The organism is Streptomyces sp. NPDC014870 (genome assembly GCF_043081505.1).
In the GTDB taxonomy this organism is placed as follows: Bacteria; Actinomycetota; Actinomycetes; order Streptomycetales; family Streptomycetaceae; genus Streptomyces.
This window is the reverse complement of sequence record NZ_JBIBWQ010000011.1, coordinates 188,286-206,679: the sequence shown is the minus strand read 5'-3', so window position 1 is coordinate 206,679 and position 18,394 is coordinate 188,286. Positions and strand designations below refer to the sequence as shown.

At 72.1% G+C, this 18,394-nt stretch carries 19 protein-coding genes; 9 read left to right on the top strand and 10 right to left on the bottom strand.

Annotated elements, in window-relative coordinates; translation table 11 throughout:
* The first annotated feature begins 153 nt into the window (after window positions 1-153).
* Window positions 154-2,655 carry an ATP-dependent Clp protease ATP-binding subunit gene (locus ACF09C_RS29490; protein ID WP_392095848.1) on the top strand — a complete coding sequence of 834 codons (2,502 nt, stop codon included), beginning with the start codon at window positions 154-156 and terminating at the stop codon, window positions 2,653-2,655.
* A gap of 106 nt (window positions 2,656-2,761) precedes the next feature.
* Here the strand turns inward: ACF09C_RS29490 and ACF09C_RS29485 are convergent, their stop codons facing one another.
* The 4 genes from ACF09C_RS29485 to ACF09C_RS29470 form a co-directional block, all read right to left on the bottom strand.
* Window positions 2,762-3,067, bottom strand: coding sequence for a CU044_2847 family protein (locus ACF09C_RS29485; protein WP_392095847.1), 306 nt, complete (start codon window positions 3,065-3,067; stop codon window positions 2,762-2,764).
* Window positions 3,068-3,122: 55 nt separating this feature from the next.
* A complete protein-coding gene (locus ACF09C_RS29480) occupies window positions 3,123-4,478 on the bottom strand; it encodes an Ig-like domain-containing protein (protein ID WP_392095846.1) in 1,356 nt (451 codons plus the stop codon).
* A gap of 144 nt (window positions 4,479-4,622) precedes the next feature.
* Window positions 4,623-5,417, bottom strand: coding sequence for an ArsR/SmtB family transcription factor (locus tag ACF09C_RS29475; RefSeq protein WP_392095845.1), 795 nt, complete (start codon window positions 5,415-5,417; stop codon window positions 4,623-4,625).
* Between the two features lie 62 nt (window positions 5,418-5,479).
* Window positions 5,480-6,007 carry a TetR/AcrR family transcriptional regulator gene (locus ACF09C_RS29470; RefSeq protein WP_392096063.1) on the bottom strand — a complete coding sequence of 176 codons (528 nt, stop codon included), beginning with the start codon at window positions 6,005-6,007 and terminating at the stop codon, window positions 5,480-5,482.
* Between the two features lie 197 nt (window positions 6,008-6,204).
* On the opposite strand from ACF09C_RS29470, the gene ACF09C_RS29465 reads away from it, so the two are divergent.
* The 7 genes from ACF09C_RS29465 to ACF09C_RS29435 all read left to right on the top strand — a co-directional run bounded on the left by ACF09C_RS29465 (window position 6,205) and on the right by ACF09C_RS29435 (window position 11,986).
* Window positions 6,205-7,407, top strand: a complete 1,203-nt coding sequence (locus ACF09C_RS29465) for an FAD-dependent monooxygenase (RefSeq protein WP_392095844.1) — start codon at window positions 6,205-6,207, stop codon at window positions 7,405-7,407.
* 41 nt (window positions 7,408-7,448) lie between these two features.
* Window positions 7,449-8,018 carry a PadR family transcriptional regulator gene (locus tag ACF09C_RS29460; protein ID WP_392095843.1) on the top strand — a complete coding sequence of 190 codons (570 nt, stop codon included), beginning with the start codon at window positions 7,449-7,451 and terminating at the stop codon, window positions 8,016-8,018.
* Between the two features lie 96 nt (window positions 8,019-8,114).
* The gene (locus ACF09C_RS29455; RefSeq protein WP_392095841.1) at window positions 8,115-8,570 is read left to right on the top strand and encodes a peroxiredoxin; all 456 of its coding nucleotides are present in this window, start codon (window positions 8,115-8,117) and stop codon (window positions 8,568-8,570) included.
* Between the two features lie 275 nt (window positions 8,571-8,845).
* Window positions 8,846-9,241 (top strand): SHOCT domain-containing protein, encoded by a 396-nt coding sequence (locus tag ACF09C_RS29450; protein ID WP_392095839.1) that lies wholly within the window; start codon window positions 8,846-8,848, stop codon window positions 9,239-9,241.
* A 116-nt stretch (window positions 9,242-9,357) separates the two neighbouring features.
* Window positions 9,358-10,194 carry a hypothetical protein gene (locus ACF09C_RS29445; protein ID WP_392095838.1) on the top strand — a complete coding sequence of 279 codons (837 nt, stop codon included), beginning with the start codon at window positions 9,358-9,360 and terminating at the stop codon, window positions 10,192-10,194.
* A 63-nt stretch (window positions 10,195-10,257) separates the two neighbouring features.
* A complete protein-coding gene (locus ACF09C_RS29440; protein WP_392095836.1) occupies window positions 10,258-10,710 on the top strand; it encodes an RrF2 family transcriptional regulator in 453 nt (150 codons plus the stop codon).
* A 100-nt stretch (window positions 10,711-10,810) separates the two neighbouring features.
* Window positions 10,811-11,986, top strand: a complete 1,176-nt coding sequence (locus tag ACF09C_RS29435) for a globin domain-containing protein (RefSeq protein ID WP_392095834.1) — start codon at window positions 10,811-10,813, stop codon at window positions 11,984-11,986.
* Window positions 11,987-12,065: 79 nt separating this feature from the next.
* Here ACF09C_RS29435 and ACF09C_RS29430 read toward each other — a convergent pair whose 3' ends face one another.
* The 4 genes from ACF09C_RS29430 to ACF09C_RS29415 all read right to left on the bottom strand — a co-directional run bounded on the left by ACF09C_RS29430 (window position 12,066) and on the right by ACF09C_RS29415 (window position 15,049).
* Window positions 12,066-12,437: a peptidase inhibitor family I36 protein gene (locus ACF09C_RS29430; RefSeq protein WP_392095832.1), complete on the bottom strand. Its 372-nt coding sequence runs from the start codon at window positions 12,435-12,437 to the stop codon at window positions 12,066-12,068.
* Window positions 12,434-13,144: a hypothetical protein gene (locus ACF09C_RS29425; protein WP_392095831.1), complete on the bottom strand. Its 711-nt coding sequence runs from the start codon at window positions 13,142-13,144 to the stop codon at window positions 12,434-12,436. Before ACF09C_RS29425 ends, ACF09C_RS29430 begins: the two co-directional genes overlap by 4 nt.
* A gap of 404 nt (window positions 13,145-13,548) precedes the next feature.
* The gene (locus tag ACF09C_RS29420) at window positions 13,549-14,325 is read right to left on the bottom strand and encodes a polysaccharide deacetylase family protein (protein ID WP_392095829.1); all 777 of its coding nucleotides are present in this window, start codon (window positions 14,323-14,325) and stop codon (window positions 13,549-13,551) included.
* 280 nt (window positions 14,326-14,605) lie between these two features.
* Window positions 14,606-15,049 carry a hypothetical protein gene (locus tag ACF09C_RS29415; RefSeq protein WP_392095827.1) on the bottom strand — a complete coding sequence of 148 codons (444 nt, stop codon included), beginning with the start codon at window positions 15,047-15,049 and terminating at the stop codon, window positions 14,606-14,608.
* Between the two features lie 66 nt (window positions 15,050-15,115).
* Here ACF09C_RS29415 and ACF09C_RS29410 point away from each other — a divergent pair, with 66 nt between their 5' ends.
* The gene (locus tag ACF09C_RS29410) at window positions 15,116-15,643 is read left to right on the top strand and encodes a DUF6328 family protein (RefSeq protein ID WP_392095825.1); all 528 of its coding nucleotides are present in this window, start codon (window positions 15,116-15,118) and stop codon (window positions 15,641-15,643) included.
* Window positions 15,644-15,645: 2 nt separating this feature from the next.
* Here the strand turns inward: ACF09C_RS29410 and ACF09C_RS29405 are convergent, their stop codons facing one another.
* Together ACF09C_RS29405 and ACF09C_RS29400 are read right to left on the bottom strand one after the other, a co-directional pair.
* A complete protein-coding gene (locus tag ACF09C_RS29405) occupies window positions 15,646-17,193 on the bottom strand; it encodes an ATP-dependent DNA ligase (RefSeq protein WP_392095824.1) in 1,548 nt (515 codons plus the stop codon).
* Between the two features lie 140 nt (window positions 17,194-17,333).
* Entirely contained in the window at window positions 17,334-18,347 is a 1,014-nt protein-coding gene (locus tag ACF09C_RS29400) for a DUF6397 family protein (protein ID WP_392095823.1), read from the bottom strand.
* Between the last annotated feature and the right edge of the window lie 47 nt (window positions 18,348-18,394).

Here is an 18,394-nt window from a genome sequence, read left to right as displayed (position 1 = left end):
GCGCCCGAAGCGCGCTGAAGCCGCACGCCGACGCGTCGCGGCCGCTCGGGGCCACGCTCCGTAGCCGGGCCTCGCCGGGTGGGGGCAGCCGGTATCTGGTCCAGTGAGGATGCACGGCCCTGCCCGGACGTCGACGCACCTGGACGGCCCCACATGACCATGTCTCCCTTCGGCTCCTCGTACGGCGGACCGGACCCCTTCAACGACCTGCTCAACCGCTTCTTCGGGATGTCGCCCGCCGCCTCGCCCCCGGCGGTCCAGCGCGTGCCGATCGGCCGGCTCCTGACGGACTCCGCACGGGAGCTGATCGGCCGGGCCTCCGCCCGCGCCGCCGAGGACGGCAGCGCCGACCTGGACACCGAGCACCTGCTGTGGGCCTGCACCCAGATCGACCCGGCCCGTGCCCTGCTCGCCCAGTCCGGCGCCGACCCCGACCGGCTGGCCGCCTCGATCGCCGAGGTGCTCCCGGGTGAGAGCGGCATGCCTTCGGCGGAGCCGGGGCTCACCCCGGCGGCCAAGCGCGTGCTGCTCCGGGCGTACGAGCGCTCGCAGGAGTCAGGGGTCTCGTACATCGGACCCGAGCACGTCCTCGGCGCCCTGCTCGACGACCCCCACTCGGCCGCGGCGAAGCTGCTGACGGCGTACGGGACGGACGTCGGGGGCCTGCGGTCCACGGCCGACCGGGCGGCGCGGGCGGACGGTGCCCCGGCGGCGAAGCCGGAGAGCAGGACGCCGACGCTCGACGAGTACGGCCGGGACCTGACGGAGGAGGCGAAGGCCGGGAAGCTCGACCCGGTGGTGGGGCGGGCCGAGGAGATCGAGCAGACCGTCGAGATCCTCTCCCGCCGCGCGAAGAACAACCCGGTGCTCATCGGTGAGCCGGGCGTGGGCAAGACCGCCATCGTCGAGGGCCTTGCCCAGCGGATCGTGGCGGGTGAGGTGCCCAAGACCCTCGAGGGCAAGCGGGTCATCGCCCTGGACCTGTCCGGGCTCGTCGCCGGAGCCCAGTACCGCGGCCAGTTCGAGGAACGGCTGAAGAACGTCATCGACGAGGTCAAGGCCGACGCGGAGTCGACCGTGCTCTTCATCGACGAACTGCACACCGTGGTCGGCGCGGGCGCGACCGGTGAGGGCGCGATGGACGCGGGCAACATGCTCAAGCCGGCTCTCGCCCGCGGCGAGCTGCAATTGGTCGGCGCGACCACGATCGACGAGTACCGGCGGTACGTGGAGAAGGACGCGGCGCTGGAACGGCGCTTCCAGCCCGTGCTGATCCCTGAGCCCTCGGTCCCGGAGACCGTCCAGATCCTGGAGGGGCTGCGGGACTCCTACGAGGCCCACCACCAGGTCCGCTACAGCGACGCCGCGCTGGCGGCGGCCGCGGAGCTGTCCGACCGTTACGTCTCCGACCGTTTCCTGCCCGACAAGGCCATCGACCTGATGGACCAGACCGGAGCCCGGGTGCGGCTGCGCTCGCTGGGCAAGTCGACCGAGGTGGTCGACCGCGAGGACCGGCTGGCGAAGCTGCGCCGCGAGAAGGACGAGGCGGTCGCGGCCGAGGACTTCGAGAAGGCGAACGAGTACAAGCAGGACATCGCCCGGCTCGAGGGTGAGCTGGCCGGGCTCGTGGAGCGGCGCGAGGGCGTGATGGAGGTGACGGTCGACGACATCGCGGAGGTGTTGTCGCGCCGTACCGGAATCCCCGTGGCACAGATGACGCAGAGCGAGAAGGAGAAACTGCTCAAGCTGGAGGACGCCCTGCACAGCCGGGTGGTGGGCCAGGACGAGGCCGTCACGGCCATCGCCCAGGCCGTGCGCCGCAACCGGGCGGGCATGGGCGACCCGAACCGCCCGGTGGGCTCCTTCCTCTTCCTCGGTCCGACGGGTGTCGGCAAGACCGAGCTGGCGAAGGCGCTGGCGGAGCTGCTCTTCGGCGACGAGGGCCGGATGATCCGCTTCGACATGGGCGAGTTCCAGGAGAAACACACCGTCTCGCGTCTTGTCGGCGCCCCGCCCGGATACGTCGGTCACGAGGAGGCGGGCCAGCTCACGGAGAAGGTGCGCCGTCAGCCGTACAGCGTGCTGCTCTTCGACGAGGTGGAGAAGGCCCACCCGGACGTCTTCAACACGCTGCTCCAGGTCCTGGACGACGGTCGGCTGACGGACGCGCAGGGCCGGACGGTCGACTTCCGGCACTGCGTGGTCATCATGACGTCGAACATCGGCGCGCAGCGGATCCTGGCCCACCACGGTGACGTCTCGGAGATCCGCGAGGACCTGAAGCAGGATCTGCGCGGCTACTTCACTCCGGAGTTCCTCAACCGCATCGACGAGACGATCATCTTCCACGGTCTGGGCGAGGACGATCTCGGCGACATCCTCGATCTGCTGCTGCGGCAGAGCGAACGCCGGGTCCGTGCCCAGGGGCTGGAACTGGAAGTGACGGAGGCGGCGAAGAAGCTGCTCGTCGCCCACGGTCACCAGCCGGAGTTCGGCGCCCGTCCGCTGCGCCGGACGATCCAGGCGGAGCTGGACAACCGGATCGCGGACCTGCTCCTCGGCGGTGAGGCCGATCCCGGCGACACGATCGTGGCGGACGTCCAGAACGACGCCCTGGTGTGCCGGGTGAGGTCCGCCGAGACCGCCTCGGCCTGATCCGGGCCGTCCCGGTCCGCCGCGGGGCCGTCTCGGCCCGCCCCTCGAACGCCGCGGGGCCTGAAGGGTGTTGTCCCCCGCTTCAGGCCCTGCGGCCATGCCCGGATCAGGAGGACTTGGTCCATTCGAGGGTCACGCGCAGGTTGGCGTGGCTGCTGCCCTTGACGATGAGTGCGGTCAGGCCGCCCGCGTCCAGGCCGAGTTCGCAGCCGAACTCCACGGTGGCCCGGTCGGGCGCCGCCTGGTGCAGGGCCTGACCGAGCTGGCCGGCGAACGAGGACAGGGCGCGTGTGACCCCGGAGAGGTCGGGGACACGGTCGCCCAGGCCCTCGAGGTCCGAGTCCGGGCCGAGCCGCTCGGCCTCCACGTAGAGAACGGCGTCGTCGACCTCGACCCTGGTGATGTCCCGCATCACGGACCCCTCCGCAGTGGCTGGCGAACAGAGCGCCAGTATCACCGAGGAGGGGTCACAGGGCGGGCAGCAGGCTTCCCGAGGCGTGGCGGGTGCGGCCGGGGCCCGCGGCGAGGGCGCTGCCGCGCTCCCAGTCCGGCCAGGTGAGGTTCCAGTCGCCGTACCCGTTCCCGAACGGGGTCATCGGTTCGCCGTGGCCGTTGACCACCTCGACGAGGTCGCCCTCACGGACGGTGCGGAAGAACCAGGCTGCGTCCTCGGTGCTCATGCCGGTGCAGCCGTGGCTGACGTTCTCGCTGCCCTGCACGTCCGTTGACCAGGGGGCCGCGTGCAGGTACTCGCCGCTCCAGGTGACCCGGGTCGCCCAGCGGACCTTGAGGTCGTAGAAGTCGCTGCTGCCGCGCGCGATGCCGATGGAGTCGCCGCGCATCCGGACCAGGGGCTCCTTGCCGAGGACGACCTTGACGCCGCCGCGGGTGCGGTAGCCGGCCTTGCCGGTGGTGACGGGGATGGTGCGGACGACACGGCCGTTGCGCCGGACGGTCATCCGGAGGGAGGCCACGTCGGTGACGGCCTCCAGGCGGTCTCCGGTGGTGAAGGTGAGGGGCGTCGAGGGGCCTCCCTGGAGCCGGTCGTCGACCCGTACGGAGTCGAGTCCGCTGCGGACCCGGACGGTGGCGTGAGCGGGCCAGTAGGCACGCGGCCGGTAGTGCAGGGTGGTGGGTCCCACCCAGTGCCAGGCACCTTCGACGGCGGGCTCGGAGCGGACGACGAGGGCGCGTTCCACGGTGCGGCGGGCGTCGGGGGCGGACTCCGGCACCGGGTGGCTCAGTTCGGCGGTGACCGGCTGTCCGACGCCGTACGTCCGTCCGGACGACGGTCCGAAGCTCGCGGTGAGCCGCTCCCCCGCCGGTGCCCGGGCGGTACGGAAGTCCAGCCGCGCCGCCCTCCGTACGGAACCGCCCGGGCGGGGCTCCTCGACGGTCAGGCGCGCCGTGTAACGGGCGTCGGCGCGCAGCGCGCCCTCGATGGTCCAGCGCGTGCCGTCCGGGCTCGCGCTGCCGGCGACCCCGAGTCCACGCTGGTCGGTCACCGTGACGTCGGTCAGCCTGCCGGGGGTCCTGAGCGTGATCCCGACCGGTCCGGCCGTCTCGCGGCGGTCGAGCGCGAAGGCCCGGCCCGTCAGGGCCGACGTCCCGGAGAGCAGCAGGATGTGGCGGGCGGGGGCGCACGGGCCGCCCGTCCCACAGCCGCTGACGGTGACGAGCGCCGAGCCCGGGGAGGCCGTCGCACCCGTGGCGGGGCCCGGTCGGCCCGGTGCGGCCGGGCAGTGGCCCGCGGTCGTGACGAGAACGGCCCCGACGGCCAGCGACAGCGCGCCCCAGCCCTTGATGTTCCTGCGTGACGGCACGACGCGACATCCTCCCCGTCAGATCCGTGGCGATACCGGGATACCGGGCATCAAATCCGATCAAGGGAAGAAAAGATGATCAAGCGACCGGGCGTGGCGCGGGAGAGGGCCGGGAGACGACTCGAATGAACCAATCGGGTCGGATCAGCGCGGGGGTTCCGGCAACTCCTCACCCGTCTCCAGCAGGGACTTGAGGCTGGAGAGCAGGGCCGGCCAGCCCTCACCGATCATGCCGCGCATGGTGCCGTCGGGCTCCAGGTCGTCGTGCACGACGGTGAGCTTGACCGTGTCCCCTGCCGGTTCGATCTCGAAGGTCACCTTGGAGCGGCGCTCCGTGGCCAGCTTCGCGTACACGTCGTCGCCGATGCCGACCGCCTCCGCCCACTCGGGCGTGAAGGTGTGCCAGGTGTACGAGAGCCGACGGCCGGGCTCGGCGGCGAGGACGACCTGCTCGGGGTCGCTCGTTCTGCGACCGCCCTCGTCCCAGACCATCGGGGACCCGGCGGTCCAGGTCGTCTCGAAGGCCACGCCCCAGTAGCGCCGGGTGAAGGCCGGGTCGGTCAGGGCCTGCCAGAGCTCCTCGGGGGTGGTGCGGATGTAGGTGGTGTAGACGAACGCGTTGCTGTCCATCGGGTTCTGCTCCAATGCTGACTTCAGGTCGGCGAGCGCGCTGACGCGCTCGCGGGCGTACCGGCTCATCCAGCGGTCCCCGATGGCGTGGATCGGAGCGGCGTTCAGGTAGTGCAGCTTCTCCCGTCCCCGCCGCACCGTGACCACCAGCCCCGCCGCCTCCAGGAGCGCCAGGTGCTTGCTGACGGACTGCCGTGCCATGTCGAGACCGGCGCAGAGTTCGCGCAGGGTCTGACCGTTGTGGGCGTTCAGGCTGTCGAGCAGCCGTCGCCGACTGGCATCGGCCAGTGCCTTGAACACCTCGTCCATCGCCCCACCTCAACATGCAGCCTTTTAGCTGCCTCTACGATAGGCAGCCTTCCGGCTGCATGTCAACGACCGTCCGCCGCGCCCTCACCCCGGGCGGGCCGCAGGGCCGCCACCACCAGGCCTTCCACCTCCTCCAGCGAGACGCTCCCGCCCCTGACCACCCGGTCGAGCACGAGGCCGTCCACGCACGCGAGGAGCGCGAGGGTGCGCCCCTCGGGATCCTCGACCCCTTGAGCGGCGAGGAAGCGGCGGACCGCGTCGCGCCCCGGGTTCTCCCTCGGAACCAGGATTTCGCGGAGTTCGGGGTCGCGCACGCTCTCGACGGCACAGGCGTACCGGGCGAGGGAGCGGCGTCGCCCCTCCCCGGCGAGCCGCCCGGCGACGAGCCCGAGCACGGCATCGACCAGTTCGGCCGCCGAGCGCGGCTCGGGCAGGCGCTCCCCGGCGGCGCGCAGTTCCGCCTGGTCGAGATCGACGAGCCTGCGGACGAGTGCGGTGAGCAGGGCCGAACGGGTGCGGTAGTACGCGGAGGTGGTGCCGGCCGGGAGACCCGCGGCGGCGTCCACGGCGCGGTGCGTCAGCCCGCGCATCCCGGCGTCGGCCAGCACACCGAGCGCGGCGTCGGCGAGAAGGGTGCGGCGCTCGGAGGCCGGACGCCTCGGGGCGGAGGGATCGGGAGAGTCGACAGTCACCCCCTCTTTCTACACCTGTAGAGACGGCACGCTATTCTTCTACACCTGTAGAAGACGGCAGAAGACGGTGGGACGGACCGGAGAGGACGATCACCATGGGGAAGACCGCAGTCGTCGTCGGCGCGGGCATCGGCGGGCTCGCCGCGGCCATCGGGCTGCGGCGCGTCGGCTGGGAGGTGACGGTCGTGGAGCGCGCCCCCGTCCGCGAGGACGCGGGCGCCGGCATCTCACTGGCCGCCAACGGCATCCGCGCCCTCGACGCCCTCGGTGTCGGCGCGGCCGTGCGCGCCGCCGCGCGGGGCCAGTACACCGGCGGCACCCGCACACCGGACGGGACCTGGCTCGCCCGCATGGACGGTGCCGCCCTCGAACGCGCCCTCGGGACGCCCATCGTCGGCATCCCGCGTGCCACGCTCCACCGCTCCCTGCGCGAGGCCCTGCCGGCCGCGTGCCTGCTCGTCGGCGCCGAGGTGACGGACCTGGACCGTACGGAACCGGGGCGGGTCCACGTCCGGGCGGCGGGCGCCCCGGACCGAGAGTTCCGCGCCGATCTGGTCGTGGCCGCCGACGGCGTCAACAGCCGCACCCGGGCCGCGCTCTTCCCCGGCCATCCCGGACCCGCCTACAGCGGATCGACCGTGCTCCGTGCCCTCACCCACCGGCCGCTCGACCTCGCCTCGGACTTCGAGATCACCTGGGGGCACGGCGCCGAGTTCGGGCACATCGCCTTCACCGACGGGCGCGCGGAGTGGCACGCGGTCCTCAACTCGCCCGCCGGGGTCCGGTACCCCGACCCGCTCCGGGTGCTCCGGGAGCGGTTCGCCGGCTGGCACCGGCCGATCCCCGAACTGCTCGACGCCACCCGCCCGGAGGCCGTCCTCCACCACGACATCCACGAGTTGGCGGCCCCGCTGCCCTCGTTCGTCTCCGGCCGGGTCGCCCTGCTCGGCGACGCCGCCCACGCGATGACTCCCAACCTGGGGCAGGGCGCCTGCCAGGCCCTGGAGGACGCCGTCGTCCTCGCCTCCGAGCTGGCGCGGAACCCTGACGTCGACACCGCCCTGGGCGCGTACGACGCCGCGCGGCGCCCGCGGTCCCAGGCCGTCACGGTCGCCGCCCGCAAGGCGGGCCGGATGGGCCAGCAGCTCTCCGCGCCAGGAGCCGTGGCCCTGCGCAACACGGCCATGCGCCTCGCGCCGTCGGGAGCCACGCTCCGGATGATCCTGCGGCACGCGGACTGGACGGCGCCGCGCCTGCCGGAGCCGCCGTCCGCGCGGGTGTCGGGCGCTGCCGAATAGGTGCGAAACCGCCTGATCAAGGGTGCTGCTAGCGTGTCCGGATGTCCCTGAAGCACGCTGTCCTCGCGGCCCTCCTGGAGGGCGAGGCGTCCGGATACGACCTGGCCAAGATCTTCGACGTGTCCGTGGCCAACTTCTGGGCCGCCACGCCGCAGCAGCTCTACCGCGAGCTCGACCGGCTCTCCGAGGCCGGTCTGATCGCCGCCCGCGTCGTGGAGCAGGAACGGCGCCCCAACAAGCGGATGTTCTCGCTCACCGAAGCGGGCCGGCGTGACCTCACGGCGTACACGGCGAAGCCGCCGCGTCCGAGTGCGATCCGCGACGAGTTGATGGTCCAGGTGCAGGCCTGCGACGCGGGCGACACCGAGGCCGTACGGGGCTTCGTCCAGGAGCGGATGGAGTGGGCTCGGGGCAAGCTCGCGCGCTGGGAGAGGCTCCGGGAGTGGATGCTCGCCGGGCGCGACGAGGCCACGTACCTGCGCGAGGCGGAGCGGATCGGCCCGTATCTGACGCTGATGCGCGGCCGCTCCCTGGAGGAGGAGAACCTGCGCTGGGGCGAGCAGGTCCTCGCGATCCTGGACAGTCGACAGGCAGCGCGCCAGCAGGCCTGACGTCCGGCGGCCCTGCCGGTGACGGCCCTCCCTACCCTGCGGTAGCGTCACCCGTCGTCGACCGGAGGAGCCGGTCGGAGACAAGGGGCGGGACTGATGAACGTCGGTGACATCGTCGAGGACTTCACTCTTCCGGACGAGACGGGGACGCCCCGTTCGCTGGCCGGCCTCCTCGCGGACGGGCCGCTCGTGCTCTTCTTCTATCCGGCGGCCATGACCGCCGGATGCACGGCCGAGGCCTGCCACTTCCGTGACCTGGCCGCCGAGTTCCGGGCCGCCGGGGCGCAGCCGGTCGGCATCAGCTCGGACAGTGTCGCGCGGCAGCAGGAGTTCGCCGACCGTCATTCGCTCGGCTATCCGCTGCTGTCCGACCCGGAGGGCACGATCCGCGACCGCTTCGGCGTCACGCGGGGCTTCTCGCTCGCACCGACGAAGCGGGTCACGTTCGTCATCGACGAGGACCGGCGGGTCGTGGAGGTCGTCCGCAGCGAGCTGCGCATGAGCGTCCACGCGGATCGCGCCCTCGCCGCGCTGAAGGCCCGCATCGCCTGATCCGGGGCACCGATCCGGCATCACGCGTCGGCGATCGCGGTCACGGTCACGGCCGCGACCTTCAGCCGCTCCCAGGGAGGGCGAGTCCGAGACATTCCACCGGCCCCATGAGGACCCCTTTCGTGCGGGTAGGCGCCCGCCCATCGGACCACGGGGCCGCCGGGCCCGCACGCGGAGAGCCGGCGGGCTCGCCGACATGCGGGCGGACGAGGGTTGGGCAACACTCGCTCGTATGCCCGGTCCTCCGGTGGCCGTGGCCGGAACGGAGTGCAGGAATGGACGACTACCCTCTCCTCAACGTCTTCTGGACCATGCTCTGGTTCTTCCTCTGGATCATGTGGCTGTTCCTGCTGTTCAAGGTCATCACGGACATCTTCCGGGACCACGAGCTGAACGGCTGGGCCAAGGCGGGCTGGCTGATCATGTGCATTCTGATCCCCTACCTCGGCGTCCTGATCTACGTGATCGCGCGCGGCAAGAGCATGACCCAGCGGGACCTAAAGCAGGCCAAGGAGAACGAGGCCGCGTTCCAGTCGTACATCCGCAAGACGGCGGGTACGGGCGAAGGCACGGGCCACGCCGACGAACTGGCGAGACTGGCCGAACTCAAGGACAAGGGCGCCATCACGGACGAGGAGTTCGAGAAGGCGAAGGCCAAGGTCCTGTCCTGACGACGAACGGCACACCGGACGAACCGGCCTCGGGGCTCTCTCGCTCGCTCCTGCGGGACGCGCGGGCCGAACCGGGCCGGTTCCCCGAACTGCTCGCCGCCTTCGCGCTGCGGCACATGGGCCCGTCGGCGGGCCGGAGCGTGGAACGGCTGCGCGCGGAGCGCCCGGACGCGACCCCCGAGGAGCTGAGGGCCCTGGTCACGGAGCGCGGACGCCGTGCGGTCACGGCCGAAGGGGCGTTCGTCGGCGGGCCGTTCATGGTGCTCATCCCCGTCGCGTTCTGCGGGGCGCTCCTGCTCCAGGCACGGACGATCCTCGTACTGGCGGGCCTCGACGGCCGGGACACCACCGCCCCCGAGCGCGCCGCCGAACTACTGGTCCTGCAAGGGGTGTACGCGGACCCGGAGGCGGCCCTGACCGGTCTGCTGGCCAGGGCCGAGCCCACCGACACCACTGACGAGGACCGCCCCCGCCCCGGCCGTCTTGCCGCACTGTGGACCCTGGTCCTGCGGATGGCCCGGCTCCTCGGCATCGTGACGCCGGACGACGGCGGAAGGGGCCGCGTGGCCCGGATCGGTTCGTGGGTGCTCCTGATCGCGGTGTTCCTGACCGGACTCGTGGCGCCGCTGGTGTGGCTGCCCTACATGGCGGTCTCGTACCACCGGGCCACCACCGTCCTGCTGGACCGGGCAACCGTCTTCTACTTCGGCGTCCGCGACCAGCGGGCACCCCGCACCGGCCGACTCCAGCCGGACATGGTGGTGGCCGGCCTGCGGGCGCTGATGTCGATCCTGGTCCCGGTCGTCGGGGTGACCCTGATCGTCTTCACCGACCTGCGGCTCTCCGGGGCGCGCTGGCCGCTGCTGGCCCTCCTGCTCGTCGCCACTCCCCTGATCGTCGGCGGCCTGTGGCTCAGACACCACCGCTCGTCGCGCCGCGCCCGCCGTCCCTAGGCGCCCTTCACAGGCACCCACCCTTAATAGGCTTCCAAAATGCTTATTTGATACGGTCGTGGCGTGCGGTTGACGAAATTCACCGACCTGGCGCTGCGTGCCGTGATGCGCCTGGCGGTTCCCGGTGCCCACGGACAGGAGCCCTCGGCCACGACACGCGAGGTGGCCGAGGTGATGGCCGTCCCCTACGCCCACATGGCGAAAGTCGTCACGCGCCTCCAGCACCTCGGCGTCGTCGAGGCGCGGCGCGGTCGCGGCGGCGGTCTGGTCCTGACCGAGACCGGACGGCGCGCTTCCGTGGGCTGGCTGGTCCGGACGCTGGAGGGCGAGGAGGAGGTCGTCGCCTGCGAGGGCGAGACTCCATGCCCCCTGCGGGCGGCCTGCCGCCTGCGCGGCGCGCTGCGCCAGGCCCAGGAGGCGTTCTACCGCACGCTGGATCCACTCACGGTGGCGGATCTGGTCGAGTCACCCACCGGGCCCGTGCTCCTGTCGCTGAGCGCACGCCACGACGACTGACCCCCACCCCCGCCCTGTCGGGCTCACTCGCGATCGAGTCACTGAGCCACTCAAGCCATGCGCTTAAATACGTAGATCATCTACCACATTAGGAGTCCGGATGCTGTCCGCGCAGGCCACCCCCGTCGTGCGAGCCACCCTCCCCGTCGTCGGAGCCGCGCTCGGTGAGATCACCGAGCGCTTCTACGCGGGCATGTTCGCGGCCCGCCCCGAGCTGCTCCGCGACCTGTTCAACAGAGGCAATCAGGCCCGCGGCGACCAGCGGCGCGCACTGGCCGGCTCGATAGCGGCCTTCGCCGGGGCGCTCCTGGAGCACCCGGAGAGCCGGCCGGACGTGATGCTCGGCCGGATCGCGCACAAGCACGCCTCGCTGGGCGTCACGTCCGAGCAGTACAAAGTCGTCCACGAGCATCTCTTCGCCGCGATCGTCGACGTGCTGGGCGAGGCCGTCACTCCCGAGGTCGCGCGGGCCTGGGACGAGGTCTACTGGCTGATGGCCAACGCGCTGATCGCCCTGGAGGCCCGGCTCTACGAGGAGGCGGGCGAGGTCCGCCGGCCGATGGAGATCGTCGAGCGGCAGCGGCAGACGGCGGACACGGTCTCGTTCACGCTGCGGAACACCGACGGACGTGCGACGGATCCCTTCCGACCGGGACAGTACGTGAGCGTCCGCGTCGAACTCCCCGACGGAGCGCGGCAGGTCCGTCAGTACAGCCTCTCCGCCGCGCCGGGCCGGCCGGACTGGCGGATCACGGTGAAGCGTGTGGACGGCGACCCGGCGGGCGAGGTGTCGACCTGGCTGCACGAGCACGCGCGCGTGGGCGACACGGTCGAGGTGTCCGCACCCTTCGGCGATCTCGTCCTGCCCGAGGGAGAGGGGCCGCTGCTCCTCGCCTCGGCGGGAATCGGCAGCACGCCGATGCTGGCGATGCTCGACCACCTCGTGGCCACCGGTTCACGCCGCCGGGTGACCGTGGTCCACGCCGACCGCTCCCCCGCGGGCCATGCGCACCGCGACGAACTGCGCGATCTGGTCGCCGCCCTCCCGAACGCCTCGCTGCACCTCTGGTACGAGCAGCCGGGCGATTCGGAGGCGCGGGCCGGCCGCGCGGACGTCACCGCGCTCGACCTGCCCCAGGGGGTGACGGCGTACCTCTGCGGCCCGCTGCCCTTCATGCGCCAGGTGCGCGGCGACCTGCTGACGTCCGGTGTCGCCGCCTCGGCCGTCCACTACGAGGTCTTCGGCCCCGACCTGTGGCTCGCGGGCCGGAACTGACGTCCTCACCGCACGGGCGGAGGCCGAGGCCCCGTGGGCCCGCACCCACCCGGGTGCGGGCCCACGGGGACGGGGCGGGTCAGCAGCCCGTCGCCCAGGTGTGGGAGTCACCCCGGTCGTTGGCGGCTCCGTTGTACCCGACCTCCTGACCGGGGGCCAGACAGATCGTCATGCCGCCACCCTGGTGGGCGCTGGCGTAGACGCGGACGTGGTCCTTGATCCCTGGTCCCGAGATGCCGTGGTTGGCCCAGGAGGAGTCGGTGTCGGCGATCCAGCTCTCCCACCAGCCGTCGTCGCCGCTCCAGTTGGCCCGCTGGCCACCGAAGTTGGCCTCCGGCCACACACAGAACTCGCCGCTCGGGCACTCGGCCGCCTGGACGGGGCCTGCCAGGGCGAGGCCGCCGGTGAGGGCGAGGAGCGCGGCGGCGGCAGTGGTGAGGATGCGCTTCATAGGGTGTTGGTGCCTTCCTGTGCGGTGGCGGGTGCGGACAGTTCGACTGCCCGCCGCAGCGCGCGGGTGCGCAGCTGCTGGTACGTGGTGAGCTGGTCGCCGCGCAGGGCGCGCACGTGCGCCAGCTCGACGGGTTCGAGCCGTGCCCGCACCCCGGCGAGTCCGCTCTCCTTGTCGCAGCGGACGACGACAGCGGGGTCGGGGCGGGCGGCGCCCGCTGTGCCCGGCGGTGTCGCGCACCGGTTCCAGCGGGCGAGGGCGGCCCGGTGCGCGGGGTCGTCCTTCATCCGGTCCTGGGCTTCGGAGCGCAGGTTGTTCACGGTCACCTCGGCGCGGAACCACCGCGTCTGGTCGCCGTAGAGGGCCTCTCTGGCGGAGGCGAGGCAGCCGTCGGTGTGGGCGGTGACGGTGTGCCCGGTGGCGAGGGTGAGCGACAGCTCCCGGGGGCCGGAGCCGAAGAGCGCCGCCTGGAGGCGCCGGTCGTCCTCGGAGGTGTCGGGCCGACGGGCGAGGGTGAGTCCGCGCGCTTCGAGACAACGGTCGACGAGGGTGCGCTCGACCGACTTGAGCAGGGCGTCCTGCGCCTCGGGCGTCGGGGGCACGGTCGGTCCGGGGGCGGTGGTGCCACAGCCGGTGAGCAGGACCGCGGCGACCAGCACGGCCGCGGCGGCGCGCCGGATGCGGATGCGCGCGGTGGTGTCCTGCATGGCGGCCCCCTCGTGACGTCCCCGCTCGACGGGCCACCGACATGATCGTCACAGCCCGTGACGATCACTGCCCGCGACGTGAGGGGGCAATGCGCGAGGTCACTCGAAGGGGTCGAACGCGCCGGGGTGCGCGCCGCTCGCGAGCGGCCCGCGCCTGGTCACGCAGCGGGACACGTCCCGGGGCTCGGCCACGGGAACGACAAAGCCCCGGTTGGACGGGGGATTCCAACCGGGGCCGAATGCCGCGACGACGAAGAGCAGTCACCTCAAGGGGGGGACCTGGGGACCGGGCCCCTTCACCGTCACACATTGATGAACGATAAACCTTCACGAGACGTTCCGACGTGCCCGAGGTGACCGATGTGAGACACCTCACCCCATTTTCACCGTTCGTGCGGTCAGGGTCACGGACGGTAGACGGCCCCCGGTTCGGCCTTGCCGGGCGCGAGGAGCTGGGGAACCGTCACGAAGGTGAAGCCCCGCTTCATCAGTTCGTCGATGATGCCGGGCACGGCAGGAACGGTGCCGTCGTAGATGTCGTGCAGCAGGATGATGCCGTCCCCCTCCGAGGCGTCGAGCACCCGCTTCCGTATCAGCTCCGAATCGGTCGTGGCGTAGTCCTTGGCCGTCACGCTCCACAGCACCTGCGCGAGACCGAGGTCCCGGCTCACCTCGGAGACCGTGTCGTCGGTGCGCCCCTGCGGCGGCCGCATCAGCGTGGGCCGCTTGCCGGTGATCTTCTCTATCGCGTCCTGGGTGCGGGAGAGCTCCTGGCGCACCTCGTCCGGCTCCAGATCGGTGAGGATCTGGTGGGTCCAGGTGTGGTTGGCGACCTCGTGCCCCTCGTCGGATATGCGCTTGACGACCTTGGGGTAGCGGTCGACGTGCTTGCTGCCGAGCAGGAAGAACGTGGCGGGGACCTGCTTCTCCTTGAGTACGTCGAGGAGGTGCGGAGTGTCCTTGCCGGGACCGGCGTCGAAGGTCAGCGCGATGCACTTGGCCTTCGCGCAGTCGACCGCGCCGGCCGCGCCGGCCTTGTCGTCCGAGGCCGCCGCCTTGCCCCTGGCGTCGCCCGGGCTGATCGGGTCGACCCCGCAGCCGCTGAGCGCGAGCATGAGAGAGGCCGCCGCCAGAAGGGCGACGGCCGGACCGCGACGCTTCCCCGTTGTGGTTCGGAACATGGTGCTGCAGACCCGCTTTCCCCGTCGATGGCATCGGAAATGCCACGCACGCCTGGTCAGTGGCGTCTCCGCGTGGCACACCAAGCACTCTACACACGGTGTATACACACGATGCATAGGGGGGTCGGGGCAGAGCTGTGCCCCGAGCGGCGCCCGTCCGCTCCGCCCGGGGCGTCTGTGTGCCGGTGGAAACCGGCAGGTCAGCGGGTCAGCTGATCAGCGAGACAGTGGATCAGCGGTTCAGTGGTTCAGCGGGTCGGCGATCCGGCACGGCGGCCGGTCAGCGGGAGGCGAGCAGCAGCCGGGCCTCGGTCTCCTGATCCCCCGACACGGACTGCAGCGACTGGATCTCGAACGTGGCCGCGAGGGTCTTCTCGACCTCGTCGACCGCGCGGTAGCCACCGGTGAGCAGCGCTCCGACCATGCCTGTCAGATGAACGGGTCCGGTCTCCTCGCGACGCCCCTCGGCCGTGTCGAAGGTCGCCATCCAGACGGTGGGGGCGGGCGCGGTGGCAGCCCGGGGCCCGGGCGCGGTCATGTCCTCGAGCCGGTAGACGTGGTCGAGGACGTCGAAGACGGCCTGGGCGTCCTTACGGTCGCAGTCGCTCAGCTGCACGGTGACGTCGGTGTCGATGTGCCTGTCGTACACGGCGCTCATCTCCTCGCTGCCGGGCGTACGGATCGCCCCGCCACGCTTCCAGCATCCCTCGCGTCGGGGGGTCACGCGATGTCCGGGGATTGAAGTCGCCGCACGCGGTTACCCGCGCATGGGACGACCACGGGAGGTTCCGTGTCCAGTCGACCGAACCATGACCGCGCGGCGGGCGACAGCCTCGTCCAGGGACGACGCGAGACTCCGGAGGAGCGGGCGGACCGCCGGTGGAGCGAGCTGATGCAGGAGATCAGGGTCGCCCAGACCGGCGTGCAGATCCTGTTCGGCTTCCTGCTGACGGTCGTGTTCGCACCCCGGTTCACCGAGCTGTCGGACACCAACCGGACCCTCTACGTCGTGACGGTGTCGCTGGCCGCCGCGGCCACCGGGGCGCTCATCGGGCCGGTGTCCTTCCACCGGATCGTGGCGGGACGCCGGCTCAAACCCGAGACCGTGGTCTGGGCGTCCCGATTGACGTTCGTCGGACTCGTCCTGTTGCTGGCGACGCTGACCTCGGCTCTGCTGCTGGTCCTGCGGGTGGCGACGGACGACACGTTCGTTCCGTGGCTGGTGACGGGCCTGGTCGCCTGGTACCTGATCTGCTGGTACGTGCTGCCCCTCTGGGTCCGCTACCGCTACACCGACCTGCGGGAACCCGAGTCCTGACGTCACGCGCCGCCGACGACCCGCTCCACGGTGTCGGCCTGGGAGGCGGGCTTGTCGGGACGGTGCCGTACGACGCGGGCGAAGCGGAGCGTGACGCCGGCCGGGTAGCGGGTGGAGCGCTGCAGACCGTCGTAGGCGATCTCCACGACGAGTTCGGGCCGTACACGTACGGTGAAACCGTCGTCGTCCACGGCGAGTTCGCCGAGCCTCTCGGTCTGCCAGCGCAGCATCTCGTCCGTCAGGCCCTTGAAGGTCTTGCCCAGCATCAGGAAGGTGCCGTCCTCGGCGCGGGCGCCGAGATGGAGGTTGGAGAGCAGCCCGGTGCGCCGGCCGTGGCCCCATTCGACGGCGAGGACGACGAGGTCGAGGGTGTGCACCGGCTTGACCTTCAGCCAGCTGCGGCCCCGGCGGCCCGCCACGTAGGGCGCGTCCAGGGCTTTGACGAGGACCCCTTCATGGCCCCGGGCCAGGGTGTCGGCGAAGAATTGCTCGGCTTCCCCGACCTGTGCCTCCTCCTCCGCCGTGGCCACCTCGAACCGGCGCACCCGGCGCTCCTCGGGGAGCAGCCGGACCAGCGCCGCGTGGCGCTCCCGCCCCGGCCGGTCGATGAGGACGTCGCCGTCCGCCGCGAGCACGTCGAAGAAGACGGGCGAGAGGGGCAGCGCGGCGCTGGCACTCTCGACGTCGACCCGGGAGCCGACCCGGGACGCGATGTCCTGGAACGCCATCGGCCGACCTGTGTCGGGATCGAGCGCGATGACCTCGCCGTCGAGGATGAACGGGTCACCGGCCGTCTCCCGCGCCACGGCGACGACTTCGGGGAGCCGGCCGGTGATGTCGTCGAGGGAGCGGGTGAACACCCGCACGTCCTCTCCTCTCCGGTGCACCTGGATGCGGATGCCGTCGAGCTTCTCCTCGACGGCGCAGGCCCCCAGGACCGCGACGGCCTCGGTGACCGAGCCGGCCGTGTGGGCGAGCATGGGCAGGACGGGACTGCCGACGCGCAGCGCGAAGGTGTCGAGCGCGGCGGGCCCGTCGGCGAGGACGGCCCGCGCGACACGCGGCAGTGAGCCTTCGAGCATGACGGCCCGGCGGAGCTCGGCGGAGGGCACCGTCGCGGCTCGCGCGACGCCTTCGAGGGCGATCGCGTCGAGGGCGCCCTGCCGCACCTCGCCGGAGAGCAGCCGGATCAGGAACTCCTGTTCCTCCAGCGTGGCGGCCTCCATCAGTTCGTGGACCAGCCGGGCCCGCTCGGCCTGCGACCCGGCCCCGGAGACCGCGGCAAGTACGGTCATGGCGGCGTCGGTGCCGGCCAGGGTGAGCGTGGGGTGTGTGGCGGGAGGCACCGCGGGCGGGATCGCGTTCTTGAGAACGCTCCATCCGACCCCGATACGTCCTTGCGGGAGCCGGCCGGAGAGGTAGGCGATGACGAGCGGGCTCTCCTCGGGCGCGGCCTCCGAGAACAGCTCGGCCAGGACCGCGATCTTCCGCGAGCGGGCGGAGACCGCCGCCACCTGGTGGGACGCGTCCGCGAGTCGGGCCAGCAGCATGCGACCATCCTCTCCCTCACGGGAGCGAAGCCGCACGTCGGGTGACGGACGGATCCCGACGGATCGCGACGGATCCCGACCGATCCCCGACCGATCCCCGAGCGGCCCTGAGCGATCCCGAGCAGCACCGGCGACAGGCCCTAGCCCCCGCGCGTCGCCTCCTCCTCGGCCCCGACCACCGGCCTGCGGCGTCGCAGGCGGTCGAGGAGTCCGCGCCGGGTGCGGCGCGCGGGTGGGCGGACGAGCGTCGCGGCACGGGGCGGCCGTGCCGCGCCCAGGCCGTCGACCGGCGGCGGCGATCCCGCCGCGAAGCGGTCGGCCGCCGCCCCGACAGCGCCTTCCGGGCGCGGGTCCGGGCGGTGGGCGCGCGCCTCTTCCAGGGCGATGGCGAGGCTCATGCGGTGCCAGAGGATCTCGTCCGGGTCGTCGGCCACCGTCAGCCGCTCCGCGATCTCGCGGGAGGCCGCGGACTCCGGCAGCCCCGAGGGGTGTTCCGGGCGCAGCCGGTGGAGATGGGTGCGTTCGTACGGATCGTCGACGACCTCCGCCAGCTGCGCCGGGTCGAGGAGCGAGGCGATGGCCGCCGCCCTGATCCAGGGGTCCTCGGTCGCCCTGAGGAGCAGTCCCAGCCGCCGGGCGCGCCAGTTGCGCGGGCGGCAGTCCTCTCCGCCGTCGACGCGCTCCCTGATCTCGACCGGCAGCCGGCCGGCCAGCAGGGCCGGCTGGGTGAGGGCGAACTCGCCCACCTCGGCAGCGAGATAGAGCCAGACCACCGCGCGGTAGCGGTTGAGGTAGAACCGCACCGGACTCAGGTGTCCCGTCCTGGCGAGCCGCGTGAAGCGCTCGGGCGGCACGGACAGCAGTGCCGCCGCCTCCGTCGTACCGACCGTCCGGACCCGCTCCCTCAGCCCGGACGGGAAGTCCGGTGCGGCTTTGAGCCGGTCGACCTCGGCCTGCGCGACCCTGCGCCGCCCACCCCGCGCTCCGGCGACCCCCGACGCGCTGCCCGGGGCCCGGGGCACGCCGGGTGCGGCGCCCGGCACGGTCCGCACCAGGCCCAACTGGACGGCGAGCTGGAACTCGTCGCGCCGCAGTTCCAGTTCCTGCGCGGCTCGCGTCTGCGCCAGCGTGCGGACGTCCTCTTCTCCTGCCATGACGGTCTCCCCCGTGAGTGCGATGACTACTCTCGGTGACGACCGTA

Excerpts from the sequence above, each read along its gene's own strand:
- ACF09C_RS29435 (WP_392095834.1), top strand. The coding sequence starts at position 10,811 with ATGCTGTCCGCGCAGGCCACCCCCGTCGTGCGAGCCACCCTCCCCGTC.
- ACF09C_RS29400 (WP_392095823.1), bottom strand. The coding sequence starts at position 18,347 with ATGGCAGGAGAAGAGGACGTCCGCACGCTGGCGCAGACGCGAGCCGCG.
- ACF09C_RS29465 (WP_392095844.1), top strand. The coding sequence starts at position 6,205 with ATGGGGAAGACCGCAGTCGTCGTCGGCGCGGGCATCGGCGGGCTCGCC.
- ACF09C_RS29405 (WP_392095824.1), bottom strand. The coding sequence starts at position 17,193 with ATGCTGCTGGCCCGACTCGCGGACGCGTCCCACCAGGTGGCGGCGGTC.
- ACF09C_RS29420 (WP_392095829.1), bottom strand. The coding sequence starts at position 14,325 with ATGTTCCGAACCACAACGGGGAAGCGTCGCGGTCCGGCCGTCGCCCTT.
- ACF09C_RS29430 (WP_392095832.1), bottom strand. The coding sequence starts at position 12,437 with ATGAAGCGCATCCTCACCACTGCCGCCGCCGCGCTCCTCGCCCTCACC.
- ACF09C_RS29490 (WP_392095848.1), top strand. The coding sequence starts at position 154 with ATGACCATGTCTCCCTTCGGCTCCTCGTACGGCGGACCGGACCCCTTC.
- ACF09C_RS29470 (WP_392096063.1), bottom strand. The coding sequence starts at position 6,007 with ATGCGCGGGCTGACGCACCGCGCCGTGGACGCCGCCGCGGGTCTCCCG.
- ACF09C_RS29455 (WP_392095841.1), top strand. The coding sequence starts at position 8,115 with ATGAACGTCGGTGACATCGTCGAGGACTTCACTCTTCCGGACGAGACG.
- ACF09C_RS29425 (WP_392095831.1), bottom strand. The coding sequence starts at position 13,144 with ATGCAGGACACCACCGCGCGCATCCGCATCCGGCGCGCCGCCGCGGCC.
- ACF09C_RS29485 (WP_392095847.1), bottom strand. The coding sequence starts at position 3,067 with ATGCGGGACATCACCAGGGTCGAGGTCGACGACGCCGTTCTCTACGTG.
- ACF09C_RS29475 (WP_392095845.1), bottom strand. The coding sequence starts at position 5,417 with ATGGACGAGGTGTTCAAGGCACTGGCCGATGCCAGTCGGCGACGGCTG.
- ACF09C_RS29460 (WP_392095843.1), top strand. The coding sequence starts at position 7,449 with ATGTCCCTGAAGCACGCTGTCCTCGCGGCCCTCCTGGAGGGCGAGGCG.
- ACF09C_RS29445 (WP_392095838.1), top strand. The coding sequence starts at position 9,358 with ATGGGCCCGTCGGCGGGCCGGAGCGTGGAACGGCTGCGCGCGGAGCGC.
- ACF09C_RS29450 (WP_392095839.1), top strand. The coding sequence starts at position 8,846 with ATGGACGACTACCCTCTCCTCAACGTCTTCTGGACCATGCTCTGGTTC.